16 protein-coding genes, 1 tRNA gene and 1 other RNA gene are annotated in these 15045 nt (G+C 42.3%); 11 read left to right on the forward strand and 7 right to left on the reverse strand.

The genetic code is table 11. The features are described from left to right. Positions 1 to 144 precede the first annotated feature (144 nt). Positions 145 to 1464, forward strand: a complete 1320-nt coding sequence (locus VB693_RS03420) for an ABC transporter substrate-binding protein (protein WP_323265058.1) — start codon at positions 145 to 147, stop codon at positions 1462 to 1464. 206 nt (positions 1465 to 1670) lie between these two features. Here the strand turns inward: VB693_RS03420 and VB693_RS03425 are convergent, their stop codons facing one another. Together VB693_RS03425 and VB693_RS03430 are read right to left on the reverse strand one after the other, a co-directional pair. Next, positions 1671 to 2483 (reverse strand): hypothetical protein, encoded by an 813-nt coding sequence (locus VB693_RS03425; RefSeq protein WP_323265059.1) that lies wholly within the window; start codon positions 2481 to 2483, stop codon positions 1671 to 1673. A 211-nt stretch (positions 2484 to 2694) separates the two neighbouring features. Next, a complete protein-coding gene (locus tag VB693_RS03430; RefSeq protein ID WP_323265060.1) occupies positions 2695 to 3663 on the reverse strand; it encodes a serine hydrolase in 969 nt (322 codons plus the stop codon). A 6-nt stretch (positions 3664 to 3669) separates the two neighbouring features. Here VB693_RS03430 and VB693_RS03435 point away from each other — a divergent pair, with 6 nt between their 5' ends. Further along, positions 3670 to 4371, forward strand: a complete 702-nt coding sequence (locus VB693_RS03435; RefSeq protein ID WP_323265061.1) for a C40 family peptidase — start codon at positions 3670 to 3672, stop codon at positions 4369 to 4371. 102 nt (positions 4372 to 4473) lie between these two features. Further along, positions 4474 to 5493: a glycosyltransferase family 2 protein gene (locus VB693_RS03440; RefSeq protein ID WP_323265062.1), complete on the forward strand. Its 1020-nt coding sequence runs from the start codon at positions 4474 to 4476 to the stop codon at positions 5491 to 5493. A gap of 286 nt (positions 5494 to 5779) precedes the next feature. On the opposite strand, the gene VB693_RS03445 is transcribed toward VB693_RS03440, so the two are convergent. After that, a tRNA-Arg gene (locus tag VB693_RS03445) sits at positions 5780 to 5853 on the reverse strand. Between the two features lie 37 nt (positions 5854 to 5890). Between VB693_RS03445 and moaC the strand changes: the two genes are divergently transcribed. After that, positions 5891 to 6394: a cyclic pyranopterin monophosphate synthase MoaC gene (gene moaC, locus VB693_RS03450; RefSeq protein ID WP_323265063.1), complete on the forward strand. Its 504-nt coding sequence runs from the start codon at positions 5891 to 5893 to the stop codon at positions 6392 to 6394. A 229-nt stretch (positions 6395 to 6623) separates the two neighbouring features. Here the strand turns inward: moaC and VB693_RS03455 are convergent, their stop codons facing one another. Further along, entirely contained in the window at positions 6624 to 6821 is a 198-nt protein-coding gene (locus VB693_RS03455) for a DUF2795 domain-containing protein (protein ID WP_190705276.1), read from the reverse strand. 354 nt (positions 6822 to 7175) lie between these two features. Between VB693_RS03455 and VB693_RS03460 the strand changes: the two genes are divergently transcribed. From VB693_RS03460 to VB693_RS03470, 3 genes are all read left to right on the forward strand, one after another. Further along, positions 7176 to 7433, forward strand: a complete 258-nt coding sequence (locus VB693_RS03460; protein WP_323265064.1) for a hypothetical protein — start codon at positions 7176 to 7178, stop codon at positions 7431 to 7433. Positions 7434 to 7552: 119 nt separating this feature from the next. Next, on the forward strand, positions 7553 to 7861 hold the full coding sequence (locus tag VB693_RS03465; protein ID WP_323265065.1) for a DUF3181 family protein: 309 nt from the start codon (positions 7553 to 7555) through the stop codon (positions 7859 to 7861). Between the two features lie 241 nt (positions 7862 to 8102). Then, positions 8103 to 8321 carry an acetyltransferase gene (locus VB693_RS03470; protein ID WP_190705492.1) on the forward strand — a complete coding sequence of 73 codons (219 nt, stop codon included), beginning with the start codon at positions 8103 to 8105 and terminating at the stop codon, positions 8319 to 8321. A gap of 112 nt (positions 8322 to 8433) precedes the next feature. Here VB693_RS03470 and VB693_RS03475 read toward each other — a convergent pair whose 3' ends face one another. Further along, positions 8434 to 8886, reverse strand: a complete 453-nt coding sequence (locus VB693_RS03475; protein WP_323265066.1) for an ABA4-like family protein — start codon at positions 8884 to 8886, stop codon at positions 8434 to 8436. Between the two features lie 191 nt (positions 8887 to 9077). Then, entirely contained in the window at positions 9078 to 10115 is a 1038-nt protein-coding gene (gene cobW / locus VB693_RS03480) for a cobalamin biosynthesis protein CobW (protein WP_323265067.1), read from the reverse strand. A gap of 383 nt (positions 10116 to 10498) precedes the next feature. On the opposite strand from cobW, the gene corA reads away from it, so the two are divergent. From corA to rnc, 4 genes are all read left to right on the forward strand, one after another. Then, positions 10499 to 11641 (forward strand): magnesium/cobalt transporter CorA, encoded by a 1143-nt coding sequence (corA, locus tag VB693_RS03485; protein WP_323265120.1) that lies wholly within the window; start codon positions 10499 to 10501, stop codon positions 11639 to 11641. A gap of 64 nt (positions 11642 to 11705) precedes the next feature. After that, the gene (locus VB693_RS03490) at positions 11706 to 12407 is read left to right on the forward strand and encodes a hypothetical protein (protein WP_323265068.1); all 702 of its coding nucleotides are present in this window, start codon (positions 11706 to 11708) and stop codon (positions 12405 to 12407) included. Between the two features lie 47 nt (positions 12408 to 12454). After that, positions 12455 to 12893: RNase P RNA component class A (rnpB, locus tag VB693_RS03495), an RNA gene on the forward strand. Positions 12894 to 13007: 114 nt separating this feature from the next. After that, complete coding sequence (gene rnc / locus VB693_RS03500) at positions 13008 to 13730, forward strand: ribonuclease III (protein ID WP_323265069.1); 723 nt, start codon at positions 13008 to 13010, stop codon at positions 13728 to 13730. Positions 13731 to 13741: 11 nt separating this feature from the next. Here rnc and VB693_RS03505 read toward each other — a convergent pair whose 3' ends face one another. Next, positions 13742 to 14974 carry a transposase gene (locus VB693_RS03505; RefSeq protein ID WP_323265070.1) on the reverse strand — a complete coding sequence of 411 codons (1233 nt, stop codon included), beginning with the start codon at positions 14972 to 14974 and terminating at the stop codon, positions 13742 to 13744. Between the last annotated feature and the right edge of the window lie 71 nt (positions 14975 to 15045).

Consider the following 15045-nt stretch of genomic DNA (forward strand, 5'->3'; position numbering starts at 1 on the left):
ACACAGAGTTCGATGTCTTGTTCTACATCCAAAGGTAGATGTTATTATTTAACCTTTGGAGACTTGATTAAGATACAGCTAAATTTAAAATCTAGTTTGAATCTTGCTTTCAAGCTCCCTTGAAATTGAGGAGTGAAAGTGATTATGACAAGAATTAGTGCAGCTCTAGCCCTAAGTTTAACAACCCTAGCCACTGGGTTTTTAATGGCAGCGTGTACAACTACCAACACTACTGATGGTACAGCTAGCAACACCACAGCTAGCCCAGCGACCAACACTACAACTAGTAGTGGTACAGGATTAAAAATTGGCTCTTTACTACCAACCACAGGTGATTTAGCATCCATCGGTCAGCAAATGGCCCCGGCTGTTCCCTTGTTAGTGGAAACCGTTAACGCCTGTGGGGGTGTTAATGGTCAACCAGTGACTCTGATTGAGGTAGACGACCAAACAGACCCCAAAGTCGGTGCAGCTGGTATGACTAAACTAGCAACAGTAGATAAAGTTGCTGGTGTAGTTGGTTCTTTTGCTAGCAGTGTTTCCACTGCGGCGGTGTCAATTGCAGCGCAAAATAAAGTCATGCTGATTTCACCTGGTAGCACCAGCCCAGTGTTTACGGAAAAAGCACAAAAAGGTGATTTTCAAGGCTTTTGGGCGCGGACAGTTCCCCCCGATAGCTACCAAGGGCCAGCCTTAGCCGAACTCGCCATTAAAAAAGGCTATAAGCGAGTTTCTACAGTTGTCATTAACAACGACTACGGAGTTGGTTTTGAAAAAGCATTTGTCCAAGCCTTTGAAAAATTGGGCGGGACAGTAGTTAACAAAAATAATCCTGTACGCTACGATCCGAAATCAACTACCTTTGAAACCGAAGCAACTGCGGCTTTTGCGGGTAAACCAGATGCCGTATTGGGTGTTTTTTATGTAGAAACAGGTAGCTTATTATTAAAATCCGCTTATCAGCAAGGTCTCACCCAAGGCGTACAAGTTATGCTTACAGATGGCATGAAATCAGATGAATTTCCGGCTCAAGTTGGTAAAGCCAGCGATGGTAAGTACATTGTTTCTGGAGTTATTGGCACTGTACCTGGTTCTGATGGTAAGGCGTTAGAGGCTTTGACAAAACTCTGGCAATCTAAAAAGAATGCTTCTCCTGGGGAATTTGCTCCCCAAGCTTGGGATGCAGCAGCCTTGTTAGTATTGGCAGCACAAGCAGCTAAAGATAACACAGGTGTTGGTGTGGCGAATAAAATTAAGGAAGTATCTAATGCACCTGGTGTAGAAGTCAGTGATGTTTGTGAAGGGTTGAAGTTACTCAAAGAAGGTCAAGACATTAACTATCAAGGTGCTAGCGGTAACGTAGATGTTGACGCTAACGGCGATGTCATCGGTGTCTACGATGTTTGGACAGTACAAGACGATGGCAAATTAACAGTGATTGACAAAGTAACTCCAAAGCAGTAAGGAGTAGTTAGTGCTGAGTGCTGAGTGCTGAGTGCTGAGTGCTGAGTGCTGAGTGCTGTTAGTGGTAGCGGGGCGTTTAGCCAGTGCTGAGTGTTTTTTAGTTTACTCAGCACTCAATAGTGAGTCAGGTAAAAGAAGAGTGCTGAGTAAGATACTCATTACTCATTACTCATTACTCAGCACTTATTACTCAGCACTAAATTCACTTAGAAGCCAGAGAAATTGTAGCCAACACCTACTAACAAGCCGATATCTGTTTCATCAAAGAATCCGGCATTGACAGCAGCTGTGGCGGTGAATTGAGCATTGAGGGGTACATCAACACCACCAGATACCAGAACGGCAGTTTGGGAGTTATCACCGGTTTTAATAGCTGCACCGACTCCTATATAAGGAGCGATCGCTAGAGCTTCACCAAATGGATCTGCTTCTTGAAAAGTAAAATCGTAGGTGACAGGAATTAGAATTGTGGTGTTATCCCCAAATATGGCTGAGGGTCTGACGGAGATGGCATTGGTTAGTCCAATCTTGCTGATAGCCGCAAAATTGCCATCACCCAAAGATGAGTCACCACCACTGATACCAATGTTGCCGGCAACCCCGATATAGCTGCTACCGCCACGGGTACGTCTACCGACATTAATATCGGATTGTGCCACAGTGTTTGTAGCTGGTTGGGCAGTCGGTTGTGTCGATTCTGGGGAAACTAGAGTAGCTGATGTGGTTGCTACTGTTCCTGGGATGGGTGTAATTATATGATCTTCGGTGGTAGTGCTGGAAAACTGTTGTAATGTAGTTGCATCATCAGAGGTGGAACTAAGGATTGTTGCACTGGAGAAAGAGAAGTTTTGCTGTTCTGTTTCTAGTTCAGCACTCGATTGTGTGGAAGACATGGCATCGGTAGCAGCTTCAACAGGAGATACTGTTTGAGCGTTAACAGATACACTAGTACCTACAACAGCTACAGCAGCTAAACTAGACAAGCAATAAAAACCTTTACGCACAAAAATAGTATTCACATTCACTCCTAACAAAATGTTGCCACAACAGATAAATCATTACTGTGGGAATTATTCCCCAAAATTTTTTATTTTAGGGCAATATCCAAACTTTAGCACCAGAAAATGGGTTACTACATCCTGACTTGGACGTAAATACTTGACCTAAGATATTACATTAATAAACCACAGAGACACAGAGATTGAAAATCCTTAAAGGAGAAGCGATAGGCTACGCCTCTCCTTTGGCGATGGCGTTCTGCCCACTTTTGGCGATCGCTTCTCCTACCAAACGGGATATAAAAGGTAAGATCTGCCGATTTTGGGCGTGGTCTTTGCCTTCGGTGAATACTACCAATAAGTAGGGACGTTGATCTGGTAACTCGATATAGGCTGCATCATGACGTACTTGACTTGTCCAGCCAGCTTTTGACCAGATTTGAGCAGCTTGGGGTAGTCCACCACCCAAAAAACCTGTTACTTGGTCTTCTTCCACATTTTTGGGTAAATCATCACTGTTGAGACTACGTTTGAGCAAAGCCATCATATTTTGCGATCGCTCACTGGAAACTGCCACGCCTCCGACGATACTATGTAACAAACGCGCGATTGCATTTGTCGTCAACATATTGCGATTCTCAAACATCTCCCCATAAAATGCCCTATCCCTTCCATAAGGGCCATCACCCCAAGTTTTTTGACAGACGTTAATTGTTTCCATATCCTCCCAGCCTAAAGACTGGAAGTAGCGGTTAATCATATAGCGTTGCTGTTTCCAAGTTTCAAAGGGGCCTGGTGGTAACTCCGGGCCTGATGTAGTCCCAGTCAAAATATCGACAACTAAACTGGTAGCATCATTGCTAGAATCAACAATCATATCCCGCAAAGCCCGCTCCAATTCCTTGGAGGTTTGGATCATGCCCTTTTCTATCCATTCATTGGCTGCTACTAAGTAAAACAGCTTAACTATACTCGCCGGATAAATACATTCCACACCACGATAATTAAAACCGCGTACAGGATGATGCCAAAAAGCATCGGGAGTTAAAGCCCCACCAGTATTAACTGAGACTGGCGGATCATAAACAATCCAAGTCAACGCTATCTGATTACGGGCTAAGGTCGGAAATGCTGACCAAGTAGCCTCTAAAATGCCATTACCCAGATTTTCTAGTTGTTCGTCTTTGCTAAAAAAAACCATTGCAGAATGCTCTCTAATTCAGAATCTCAAATCCTCAACTTGACCTCAAATGAGTACCAGTGTCTAGCTGATTTGAACTTATATGATTCTCCTGAATGCACCCGCCTAGCAACTCAGGCCGCAACTGGGCGACATTTGCAGGTAACATCAAATCAGCAAGGTACAGCAGTTGAGGTGTATTTATGTGAGGATAACTATCCAGGGTGGGTATCTTTTAGTGATGTTGGTTTATTACAACCTGCTACTGTACTTTATCAGGCTCAGTCACTTTCCGAAGCTGAAATTCAAAAACGGCTACCAGAGGTGATTGCTTTTACTCAACAAGCCATGCAGCAGTCCAATTATTACCTCTGGGGTGGCACAGTGGGGCCAAATTATGATTGTTCCGGGTTAATGCAGGCGGCTTTTGTTTCCGTCGGGGTTTGGTTGCCCAGAGATGCCTATCAACAAGAAGCTTTTACTCAATCTGTTACTATCGCTGAACTAGCACCAGGGGATTTAATATTTTTTGGCACTCCCATAAAAACCACTCATGTGGGTTTGTACTTGGGAGATGGTCATTACATCCATAGTTCTGGCAAAGAACAAGGGCGCAATGGTATTGGGATTGACATCCTCTCGGAACAGGGAGATGTAGTTAGTCGGTCATACTATCAGCAGTTGCGAGGGGCTGGGCGTGTTGTCCGAAGTTATGAAGGTAGGGGATAGGTGACAGGTGACAGGTGACAGGTGACAAGGGAGAACTATCTAACCAATCCCTAGTCTCCAATCCCTAATTTTTAATTTTTAATTTTTAATTTTTAATTGCTTATGAGGAGTGGGTTGATTCCAGAAAGGGTGAATGAGGAGCATGGTTTGATTTCCGCCATTGTTCCCGATGTATCGGTGGTTGTGCCTGTGCGGGATGAGGTGGAGAGTTTGCCTTTGTTATTGGAGGCGATCGCTTCTTCTCTCTGTGCTAGTCAGTTAAGCTATGAAATCATCTGCGTAGATGATGGTTCTAGTGATGGTTCGGCTGAGTTTCTCAAAGAACAAGCGCAAATCCGCCCTGATTTAAAGGCGGTGATTCTGCGACGGAATTATGGACAAACTGCGGCGATGGCGGCTGGTTTTAAATATGCACTAGGGAATGCGATCGTCACTTTAGATGCTGATTTGCAAAATGACCCAGCTGATATCCCCATCTTATTAGCCAAGCTAGAGGAAGGTTACGATTTAGTAAGCGGTTGGCGGCAAAATCGCCAAGATGGGGCATTAAATCGGTTATTGCCTTCTAAAATTGCTAACTGGCTAATTCGTCGGACTACTAGCGTCTATATTCATGATTACGGCTGTTCACTCAAAGCCTATCGTGCGGAATTAGTAGCAGATATGAATCTCTACGGCGAACTACACCGCTTTTTACCAGCATTGGCCTACATCGAAGGGGCAAGAATTACGGAAATGCCTGTGCGTCATCACGCCCGGCGTTTTGGACAGAGCAAGTATGGCTTATCGCGGACTTTCCGCGTATTGATGGATTTGCTCACAATTCTATTTATGAAAAAGTTCCTTACCCGTCCCATGCACGTCTTTGGCTTATTGGGGCTAATTTCGATGATTTTGGGGACAGGTATAGGTATTTACTTGACTTTTATCAAATTAGCGATGGGTGAAACCATTGGCAATCGTCCTTTGCTCATTTTGGCGGTACTGCTTTTAGTTACGGGAGTACAACTATTTAGCTTTGGTCTGTTGGCAGAGTTATTGATGCGTACCTACCACGAATCCCAAGGAAGACCTATTTATCGCGTCCGGGAAGTTGTGGCAAAAAAAGATAAAATAACGTAACAATCTTATGAAGAATCTAGTATTAATGCCTATACATTAGCCTGTGGGAATTTTAGATTTTGGATGGAAAGGCGATGGCGTACCCGCCCACCGGAGGTGATCGCAAATACTCTCTGCGTTTCCTTCTCTTTAGAGACGCTAACGCGAACGGAACGCTCCGCGAATGCTGCGCTAACGTAAATCCAAAATCCAAACAAACTTAAATTACCCAATACCCCATAAACTAAAAAGGCAAAAGTAAGTTGTTAATTTCTTACCCTTGCCTTTTTCTTTTTGCCGTATCAAACGGGCGAGGAGGGATTCGAACCCCCGACACCGTGGTCCGTAGCCACGTGCTCTAGTCCACTGAGCTACACGCCCCTACAAGAAATATATAGTAACACTCTCTTTGGGAATAATGCAAGACAATTTTCTAAAAAATTCTACCAACCTGACTCACCTTGATAACCAGGGACAAGCACAGATGGTAGATGTCTCCGCGAAAGCCTCCACCATCAGGCAAGCTGTCGCGGCTGGACAGGTGCGGATGCTACCAGAAACCTTAGCGGCTATTCAAGCCGGCAACACTCCTAAAGGGGATGTTTTAGCGACTGCGCGGATAGCTGGCATTATGGCAGCTAAACAGACTGCTAATCTAATTCCTCTGTGTCACCCCCTACCACTGCAAAAAGTCACCGTCGAAATTACACCCGATCCTCAACTTCCTGGTTATCAAATTCAGGCTACAGTCAAAACTAAAGCTGAAACAGGCGTAGAAATGGAAGCTTTAACTGCCGTTTCTATTGCAGCGTTGACTCTGTACGATATGGCCAAAGCCTTAGAAAAATCGATACAAATTGAATCGATTCGATTGATTAGTAAAATCGGCGGAAAATCAGGAGAGTATCTCAACCTCCATTAAAAAAATCAAACCATGTTAAGTAATGTAAAAAACTAGGATTGAGTTCGTAGTATTCGCGTAGCGTCTCGTAGAGAGGACTTTAGTCCTTTTTTGTTCGCGGAGCGTCTGTCTACGACACGCTCCGCGTTTGCGCAGCGTCCCCGCAGGGAACGGAGAGAACGCAGAGAGAACTAAAGTTCTTACTACAAACCTTTAATTATTTACCCTGTTCTACTTAATTATGTTCACCCTACTCTATATCACCTATAGCTTTGTTCAGGTCTGTGGGAGTGTCGTACTCTTCATCTTCTGGTAATTGCTCCAAAAGTGAAATTATATTGCGATCAGCACCTTGCTTTTGCGCGTGTTGAATTAATACTTCCTTATTTGCTGGATAGTCAACACCTTTTAGGTGTTTCTGAATTTGCACTGGGTTTGCTTTAGCCATTTTTACCACCACTAGAGATTGTTAACATCTTCACTGAGGAATTTGTTAGCTCCCTCTATCAACAAGAAGAACCATTTTTGATTTCTAACAATTCTCAAATCACCCAATTGGTTGATGTAATAATTTTTCCCAGGTCAAAAGAAATAATGCTTATTTTGTAAGCTTTTTACCTATTTCAGATCGTGGCTGTATTTATCTCATGGTATACTAGTATTTATACTCAAAAGTCAGTATAGGCTAAACTACCCTAAACCGATCTAATATCAAGTGGCGTAACATTCACACTTAAAATAGCAACTACATCCCTAAAAACTTTAAAATAGTCAGGTGTATTAAAAATCGTAATAAATATTTATGCCTCCTCGTTGGCCTCGCAAACCCGATCGCAATGACCCTGAATTCCGCAAGTTAGACGATCGCATGAATTTCGCGGTTCATGTAGCCGTTACTGCTACGATTAATTCTGGCTTATGGTTCTTCCATATCTTGAAAACAACTACTTGGGAGTGGTTGCCGTTGTTCACGGCTAGTTGGGTTTTAGTATTGTTGGTGCATCTAATTTACATTGTGGCGATCGCCAATTATTCGCCCACACCCCCCAAATCCACCTAAAGAGGTAATACTCAAGCTGGGGCAATTGTAACCTGTGGTTGTATGCTTGCCTGATGAATTGCGCGATAATGTTAATTATTCATGAAACTCCGCGCTCTTTCTTGATATAAGGTATTTTTATGGCTAAGACTAACACCACAGAATTACTAGAAGCCCTAGCAGCCGAAATTGGCGAAAATGTTTATCTAGATATTGCCAAATGGCATCTCTACTTATCTAATGCCAAGCTGCATACCACTGTTGCCGAACAGTTATATCCTCTAATTACTTCCAAGGCTGTCACTGAAGATCGAGTAATACAAGTGTTGGAATCTATCCCGGTGAAAATTGGCGGTGGTAGAAGAGAACTACCTTTGCTCGATTTATTACCACTACAATGTCAAGTTAACTTGGTGGATATTTTAGAGAGATATCAACGCGAGATATAATTATAGGTGCAGGCAAGAAATTATTACACAGTTTGATAGGCAAGGATTTCCATAAAAGTTTTATTTGTTGAGAGTGATTTCCTGGCTTCAGATATTTGTGTTTGCTTGAGAAAGTTTCAGCAAAATTAATCGCAGATCAACGCAGATAAAGCACATTTACTTTTGTGTTATATTGCTGTGGAAATTTTAGCGACCGCTACAAATATAGTTCCCTAGATACTTTTTAATCGGAGGTAGTAATATGTTTTTACAAATCAAGAATAGTCAAGATTTAGTCAAAATTCTTGATCTTCAAGAATTAATCGATCCAAATTTAGACATAGTTCATGCCCAAGACCAAGAAGGTCAAGAAGAACAAGAACCTGATACTTTTAAAAAAGAAAATCTTGTCTTCCCTTCAGGCGAAGGTCTACCACGCTGTTGGTTAGATGCAAATTATAGGATGGCTAAGGCTTCTTAAATTTGATAATTAATATCTAATAAAAACCCCGGCTTCTTTAAGAAGCCGGGGTTTTGAGTTTGTATTTATCTATTGATTGATTGATAAATTCTTAACACTCACTATTCCCCACTCAGGACTCAACACTTAATTTAGTTTCAGATTGGGGAAAGATAGCTTTAGTAATCCAGACTGTGAAAATGTGAGATAGCACTCCCAAAGGGCCAGCAAATAAACATAGTGTTAGAGAGTGAATTGTCCAAATACCAGTTTTCTGTCCTTCCAAATATATAAACCTGCCGACAAATAAATCCATCACTAAAAAATGAATCCAACCTGTCGCCGCATCTGTTTCATCAGCAAAGAATCGCGCAATATCGGCTAGTTGTGGATTAGACAAAGCTTGAGCATTTTCTGGGGTAATACTAGTAATAAATAGATATAAATATGCCCCAGCTAAAGGTACAAATGGAATGTATGATTCCATGACTCGCCGTGTTACTTTCCAGTTGGGGAGAAGAATCATTAACGCCCAAAAAGGCAACACAAAAAGATTGGCAACGTTGAATAATTGCGTGATATTCATAAATAAAATAGAGGCTAAAGAAGAGAGAACCCATACAATACGGTTCGGATAAGATAATTTGCCAAAATAATAACGCCTGTAGAGACGTTGCACTGCAACGTCTCTACCAATCCATAACGTTAACCGAACCGTATTGAGAACCTATGTAGAAACATAGCCATGCTACGTCTCTACTTTTTAAAAGATATCTATTAAGTTAACAGATGTGATTCTATCTCTGTTGAGTTTAAATTACGACCAATAAATACTAAACGCGTTTGCCGTGCTTCTGTTAGTTGCCAAGGACGATCATAAAACTTTTCAAAGCGGTTTCCTACACCTTGCATTACTAGGCGCATGGGTTTATTCTCCACGGCTACAAAGCCTTTAATCCGGTAAATTTCTTGTTGGTGTACTAGTGCTTCTAACTGTTTTTGCAGTTTTTCTGGGTCAAAAGCACGGTCTAAAACTACGTGTGTGGAGTTGATTTCGTCGTCATGGTCGTGGTCTTCTTCAGTGTCGTGATGACTAGGACGACTATCTAAGTTATCTTCAACAGCAGATTGCCATCCTAATAGTATAGATGGGTCGAGTTGACCGCGATCGCTCTCTACCATTTTCACAACTCGCGGTAATTCTTGCTTGACTAATTGCTCAACTTGTGATTTTGTGGCGGCATCGATTAAATCAGTTTTGGTTAAGACTACCAAATCTGCACAAGCTAATTGGTCTTCAAACAATTCTTGCAAAGGTGTTTCATGTTCTAGACTATCATCGGCTTGACGTTGAAGTGCGATCGCATCCAAATCACTAGCAAACGTCCCAGCAGCGACGGCTGCACAATCTACCACTGTTATCACTGCGTCAACTGTAGCGGCGTTGCGAATTTCTTGCCAGCGAAAGGCTTTGACGAGGGGTTTGGGTAAAGCTAAACCAGAAGTTTCAATTACAATACAGTCGATGCGATCGCGCCGTTTGATTAACTCCTGCATTGTGGGGTAGAACTCTTCTTGGACTGTGCAGCAGAGACAGCCATTGGTTAATTCAAAAATATTATTCCCGTTTTCCTCATCTTCTGGGCAAACTTGACAGGATTTCAACAACTCGCCATCAATACCGAGTTCGCCAAATTCATTGACTAAAACTGCAATGCGGCGGCCTTGGTTGTTTTGGAGGAGGTGGCGAATTAGGCTGGTTTTACCACTACCTAAAAAGCCTGTAATCACAGTGACGGGAATTTTTGTAGCCATTCTAATCAATTCAAAATTCAAAATTTAAGAACGACGACTTTTAACCCGCCTAGGTGGGTTTTGCTGGTGTGGTTCTTTCTTAATATATAGCAATCCTAAATCATAGAGACAAGATCCCCGATTTCTTTGAGAAGTCGGGGATCTGAACCGCGCAAATTCTCAATAAATAGAAATGAAGCCCTAAAAAATAAATTTCTGACTTGTAAATCAAATTTCTGACTTGTAAGTCAAGTTCCTGACTTGTAAGTCAAGTTCCTGACTCGTAAATTTGAAAAAAATCGGTATAAATTTATATTCTAAGTTGTTAATTTCTTTTTTTCTGTCGAGAATGAAGAGTGTTTAGACTTAGCCTAAATCTAAATGAGTGACAGTACATGGTCAAAATACTAAAAAAACTGCGTCATTTTCCCAAAGTGTCAACTAAATCTCATCGAGATGAATTTTATCACTACCCAGGAACTGTACCAGGAACGATCATCATTGATGCAGACGCGCCACCGCCGACGATTTTATTGATTGACTATAACCAAACTGATTTTATTCGCCGACAGGTAGCCACCCCAGAAGAATGTATCCCCTATCTAGATCAAGAATCCGTGTCTTGGGTAGATGTCCAGGGTTTAGGTAATCAGGACATTTTAGAGCGAATGGGGCGAGTGTTTGAATTATCGCCTTTAGTTTTAGAGGATGTAGTTAACGTCTCTGAGCGTCCTAAAGTGGAGGATTACGAAGACCGATTACTATTTATTGCACGAATGGTAGTGCCTAAAGAAAGAACTTATGGTTTTTATAGTGAACAAGTAAGTTTAATTTTAGGGAAACAGTATTTGCTGACAGTCCAAGAAGAACCAGAACATGATTGCTTTGAAGGGGTGAGGCTAAGAATTGAAAAAGGGAAGGGGATAATTCGTCGGCAGGGGACTGATTACTTAGCTTATGCTGTATTAGATGCAATTATTGACGGTTTTTTTCCAGTTTTAGAACGTTATGGGGAACAACTAGAAGACTTAGAGGAAGAAGTCATAGCCAAACCTACCCGCAAAACTCTACAAAAAATTTATCAACTGCGGCGAGAATTACTGCAACTGCGTCGTGCTATCTGGCCGCAACGGGATGCGATTAATGCTTTAATCCGCGATCGCAGTGAGTTAATTAGTGAAGATGTACAAATTTATTTAAGAGATTGCTACGACCATGCAGTGCAGGTCATGGATATGGTAGAAACTTACCGAGAGCTAGCATCTGGGTTGATGGATGTGTACCTCTCCGCCGTCGGTAACAAGATGAATGAAGTTATGAAGCTACTCACGGTAGTTTCGTCTATCTTTATTCCCCTAACTTTTATTGCGGGTATCTATGGCATGAATTTCAATACTGAAAAATCACCATATAATATGCCGGAACTGAATTGGTATTGGGGTTATCCACTTTGTCTAGCAGTTATGGGATTTATCGGGTTGGGATTACTATTTTTATTTTGGCGACGGGGTTGGCTAGAAAACTCTACAGCCATTAAGCGTGATTAAATATTGGCAGTTGGCACTAGCCACACAGAAAAAAATTTTATATAGGGAGTCTGGACGCTGAATTATGGCTACAAGTAGCGACCAAAATTTAGTGGTATTGACTATTTACATTATCGGCGTTGCTTACGTCTTTAATATGATGGTTGAATCCATCGATGATCGCATTAAATACGACTTTAAAAAAGGAGTTGTGGACGACCAACTCAAAGAGCAAGGTCTGGATGACAAGATAGGCATTTCCTTTAAATTCAAATCCTCAGATCCCATAGACGAACTCAAGGAACTATCAATGAGTATCGACAATAAGTCTGAGAGTCTAGCCATATATGTAGACTGGGACAATAGTGCTTTAATCCTCAACAACAAATCATGCCGAGTCATTAGAAAATCACCAGATTTAACCCGTGACTTAGCCTTACCCCAAAGTCCCAGCTTAATTGTTCCTAAAAAGTCACTATCAGAGGCAATTACCGCCGAAGATTTATTTGGACGAGATAAAGACACTGGTATTTATGCAGTGAAAAAACCGCTAGTTAATATCGGGGGGTTAAAAAATGGGGGGCCACCACAGAAAAAGTTGTATGGCGACTTTATGAATAGAGGCAAAGAGTTAGAATTTTCCCTACAACTGGTACTACGCCTATCGGAATTACGAGCAGGTATAGCTCTCGGCTCAGAATATCCCCCCATCTGTATCATTGATTGTCCCTTTACCGTCAAAAAACTACCGTGGACTTACGCCCTCCCCTGGAATAAAAAGAAATAACCAAACCGCACAGATGATATCATCCAGGACTACACTTGAAAGAGGGAGAGAGTAGGCGTAGGTGGTTGCAGATCAGTTAACCCTGGTTTGAGGAAAGTCCGGACTCCCGAAAGACCAGACTTGCTGGATAACGTCCAGTGCGAGCGATCGTGAGGATAGTGCCACAGAAAGATACCGCCAAAATCAGTCCTGAGCAATGAGTGCTGAGTGCTGAGTTTTTTTCTCAGCACTCGGTACTCAGCACTCAAAACTGTCTTGGTAAGGGTGCAAAGGTGCGGTAAGAGCGCACCAGCAACGTCGAGAGGCGTTGGCTCGGTAAACCCCGGTTGGGAGCAAGGCCGTAGGGACTATGGTTGGTCTTTTACCAGTTCCGCCTGAAAAGAGCCGCTAGAGGCGTTTGGTAACAAACGTCCCAGATAGATAACCGCCATCATGTAGAGTAATCTACATAGAGAACAGAACCCGGCTTACTACCAACTCTCTCCTCTTTTAGTCAATAGTCCATAGTCAAAAGTAACGACTATCAACTGTTGACTAATGATTGATACCTGTCAACTATCAACTGTCAACTATCAACTGTTGACTAATGACTAATAACTAATGAGCCTTGTTTATCCACGTCGTCAGCGACAGCTTGAAAGTTTAGTAAGAAAATTAGGTCTGCCAACCACTGCACCGATTAAGTGGGAATTACTAGACTTAGCTTTGACTCATCCTACTGTTTCCGATTCAGCTAATTATGAACAACTGGAGTTTGTCGGTGATGCCGTAGTGCGATTAGCGGCGGCTGTGGTTTTATGGGAAACGTATCCAGATTGCCCTGTGGGAGATTTTGCCGCCATTCGTTCAGTTTTGGTGAGCGATCGCATCCTGGCACAATTAGCTAGAGAATATGGTTTAGAGTTACATTTATTAGTCGCCGGTAGTGCCACCAGCGATAAAATTGGTCAAGAATCACGACTTGCAGATGCTTTTGAGGCTGTTTTAGGTGCGTTTTACCTCAGCACCAATAATTTAGAATTGATTCACTGTTGGTTAGACCCTCACTTTCGCCAACTGGCGGCAGAAATTCGCCTTGATCCTGCCAGGCTCAATTACAAAGCAGCCCTCCAAGAATGGACGCAAGCCCAATACAAAGTTTTACCAGAATATCGAGTGGTGGAAGTCAATCAAGCCAACCGCACTCAAGAGCGTTTCATGGCTGAAGTCTGGCTGTATGATAAAAAACTAGGTGAAGGTAAAGGACGCTCGATCAAAGCCGCCGAACAAGCCGCCGCCAAAATAGCATTTTTAGCAGTCATTCCCAAGGAAGATCCTGTTTGACACTCCCCAGCCTAAAGGCGTGGGAATTCTACATTCACAGACTCGCCGTTAGACGACAGGCCCCGGCCAATCGCCCAAGAGGGCAAATCTCCTGTAGCGTAAGTTCCGGTATGCCCTACCGTACTGAGTCCTAGTCTCAAAATGTTGATTGCTGCGTTGATATCTCTGTCTTCCACATATCCGCAATGTGGACAAACATGAGTCCTGGTAGACAGAGATTTCTGCACTTTCTCACCACAGTTAGAACAATTTTGACTCGTGTTATGGGGAGGAACAGCAACTGTTACTTTCCCATATTTCTGACCAAAATATTCTAACCACAGGCGGAAAGTTGACCAACCAGCATCACTAATTGATTTAGCTAGATGTCGATTACGTACCAACCCTTTGACATTCAAGTCTTCATAAGCTACCAAATCATTAGATTGGATAACGGAGTATGCCAATCTCTTGCAATACTCTTTTCGTTGCCTACTTACTCTTAAATGCTTACGAGCATATCTATTTCTAGCTTTGTGGTAATTGTTAGATTGCCTTGCGCGAGCTTTCTTCTTTTCTCTGCTGAACTTTTTAGACTTCCGGCGATTTGCACGGTTTAACTGTTTTTCTGATTTGCGGTAGAACTGGGGGGATGGTTCTACATTGCCTTTATTGTCAGCAATGAAATACTTCAATCCCAAGTCAATACCCACTAATTGATGTGAGGGTTGAGTTTCTATCCTTGCATCAGTATCAATTGCAAATTGGGCGTAATAGCCATCAGCACGACGTACCAAACGGACACGCTTAATCTGCTTGATGTCGTAGTAATTAAGGTCGTAAGTTCCCTTTAATTTCAGAGTTCCAATACCTTTCTTATCTGAGAAAGTTATCGACTTACGAGTAAGAGTTAGCTTCCATCCCGTTGATTTATATTCAACTGAACGGCAGTTTCTCTTAAATTTAGGAAACCCCTTTTTACCTTTGACCTTCTTTTTACAGTTGTCGTAAAACCGAGAAATTGCACTCCAAGAACGTTCAGCAGCAGATTGTCTAGCCATTGAGTTAAGTTCCGAGGCGAAGGGAAATTCCGCAGCTAACACAGCACAATACTTATTCAAAGCATACTTATCTACCTTTGAATCCTTGTTATCCATCCAGTAGCGTAAGCACTTATTTTGAATGAATTGGCTGGTACGAATTGCTTCGTTTATTGCCTGATACTGCTTTTCTTTACCCTTAACCTTAAACTCGTAAACAATCATGGCTTTTCCCTGGCAAAAATGCTACGCAAAGCTACTACGTACCACTTTGTGGTATGACCAATTAACCACAT

This window comes from Anabaena sp. UHCC 0399 (assembly GCF_034931465.1).
GTDB lineage: Bacteria > Cyanobacteriota > Cyanobacteriia > Cyanobacteriales > Nostocaceae > Trichormus > Trichormus minutissimus.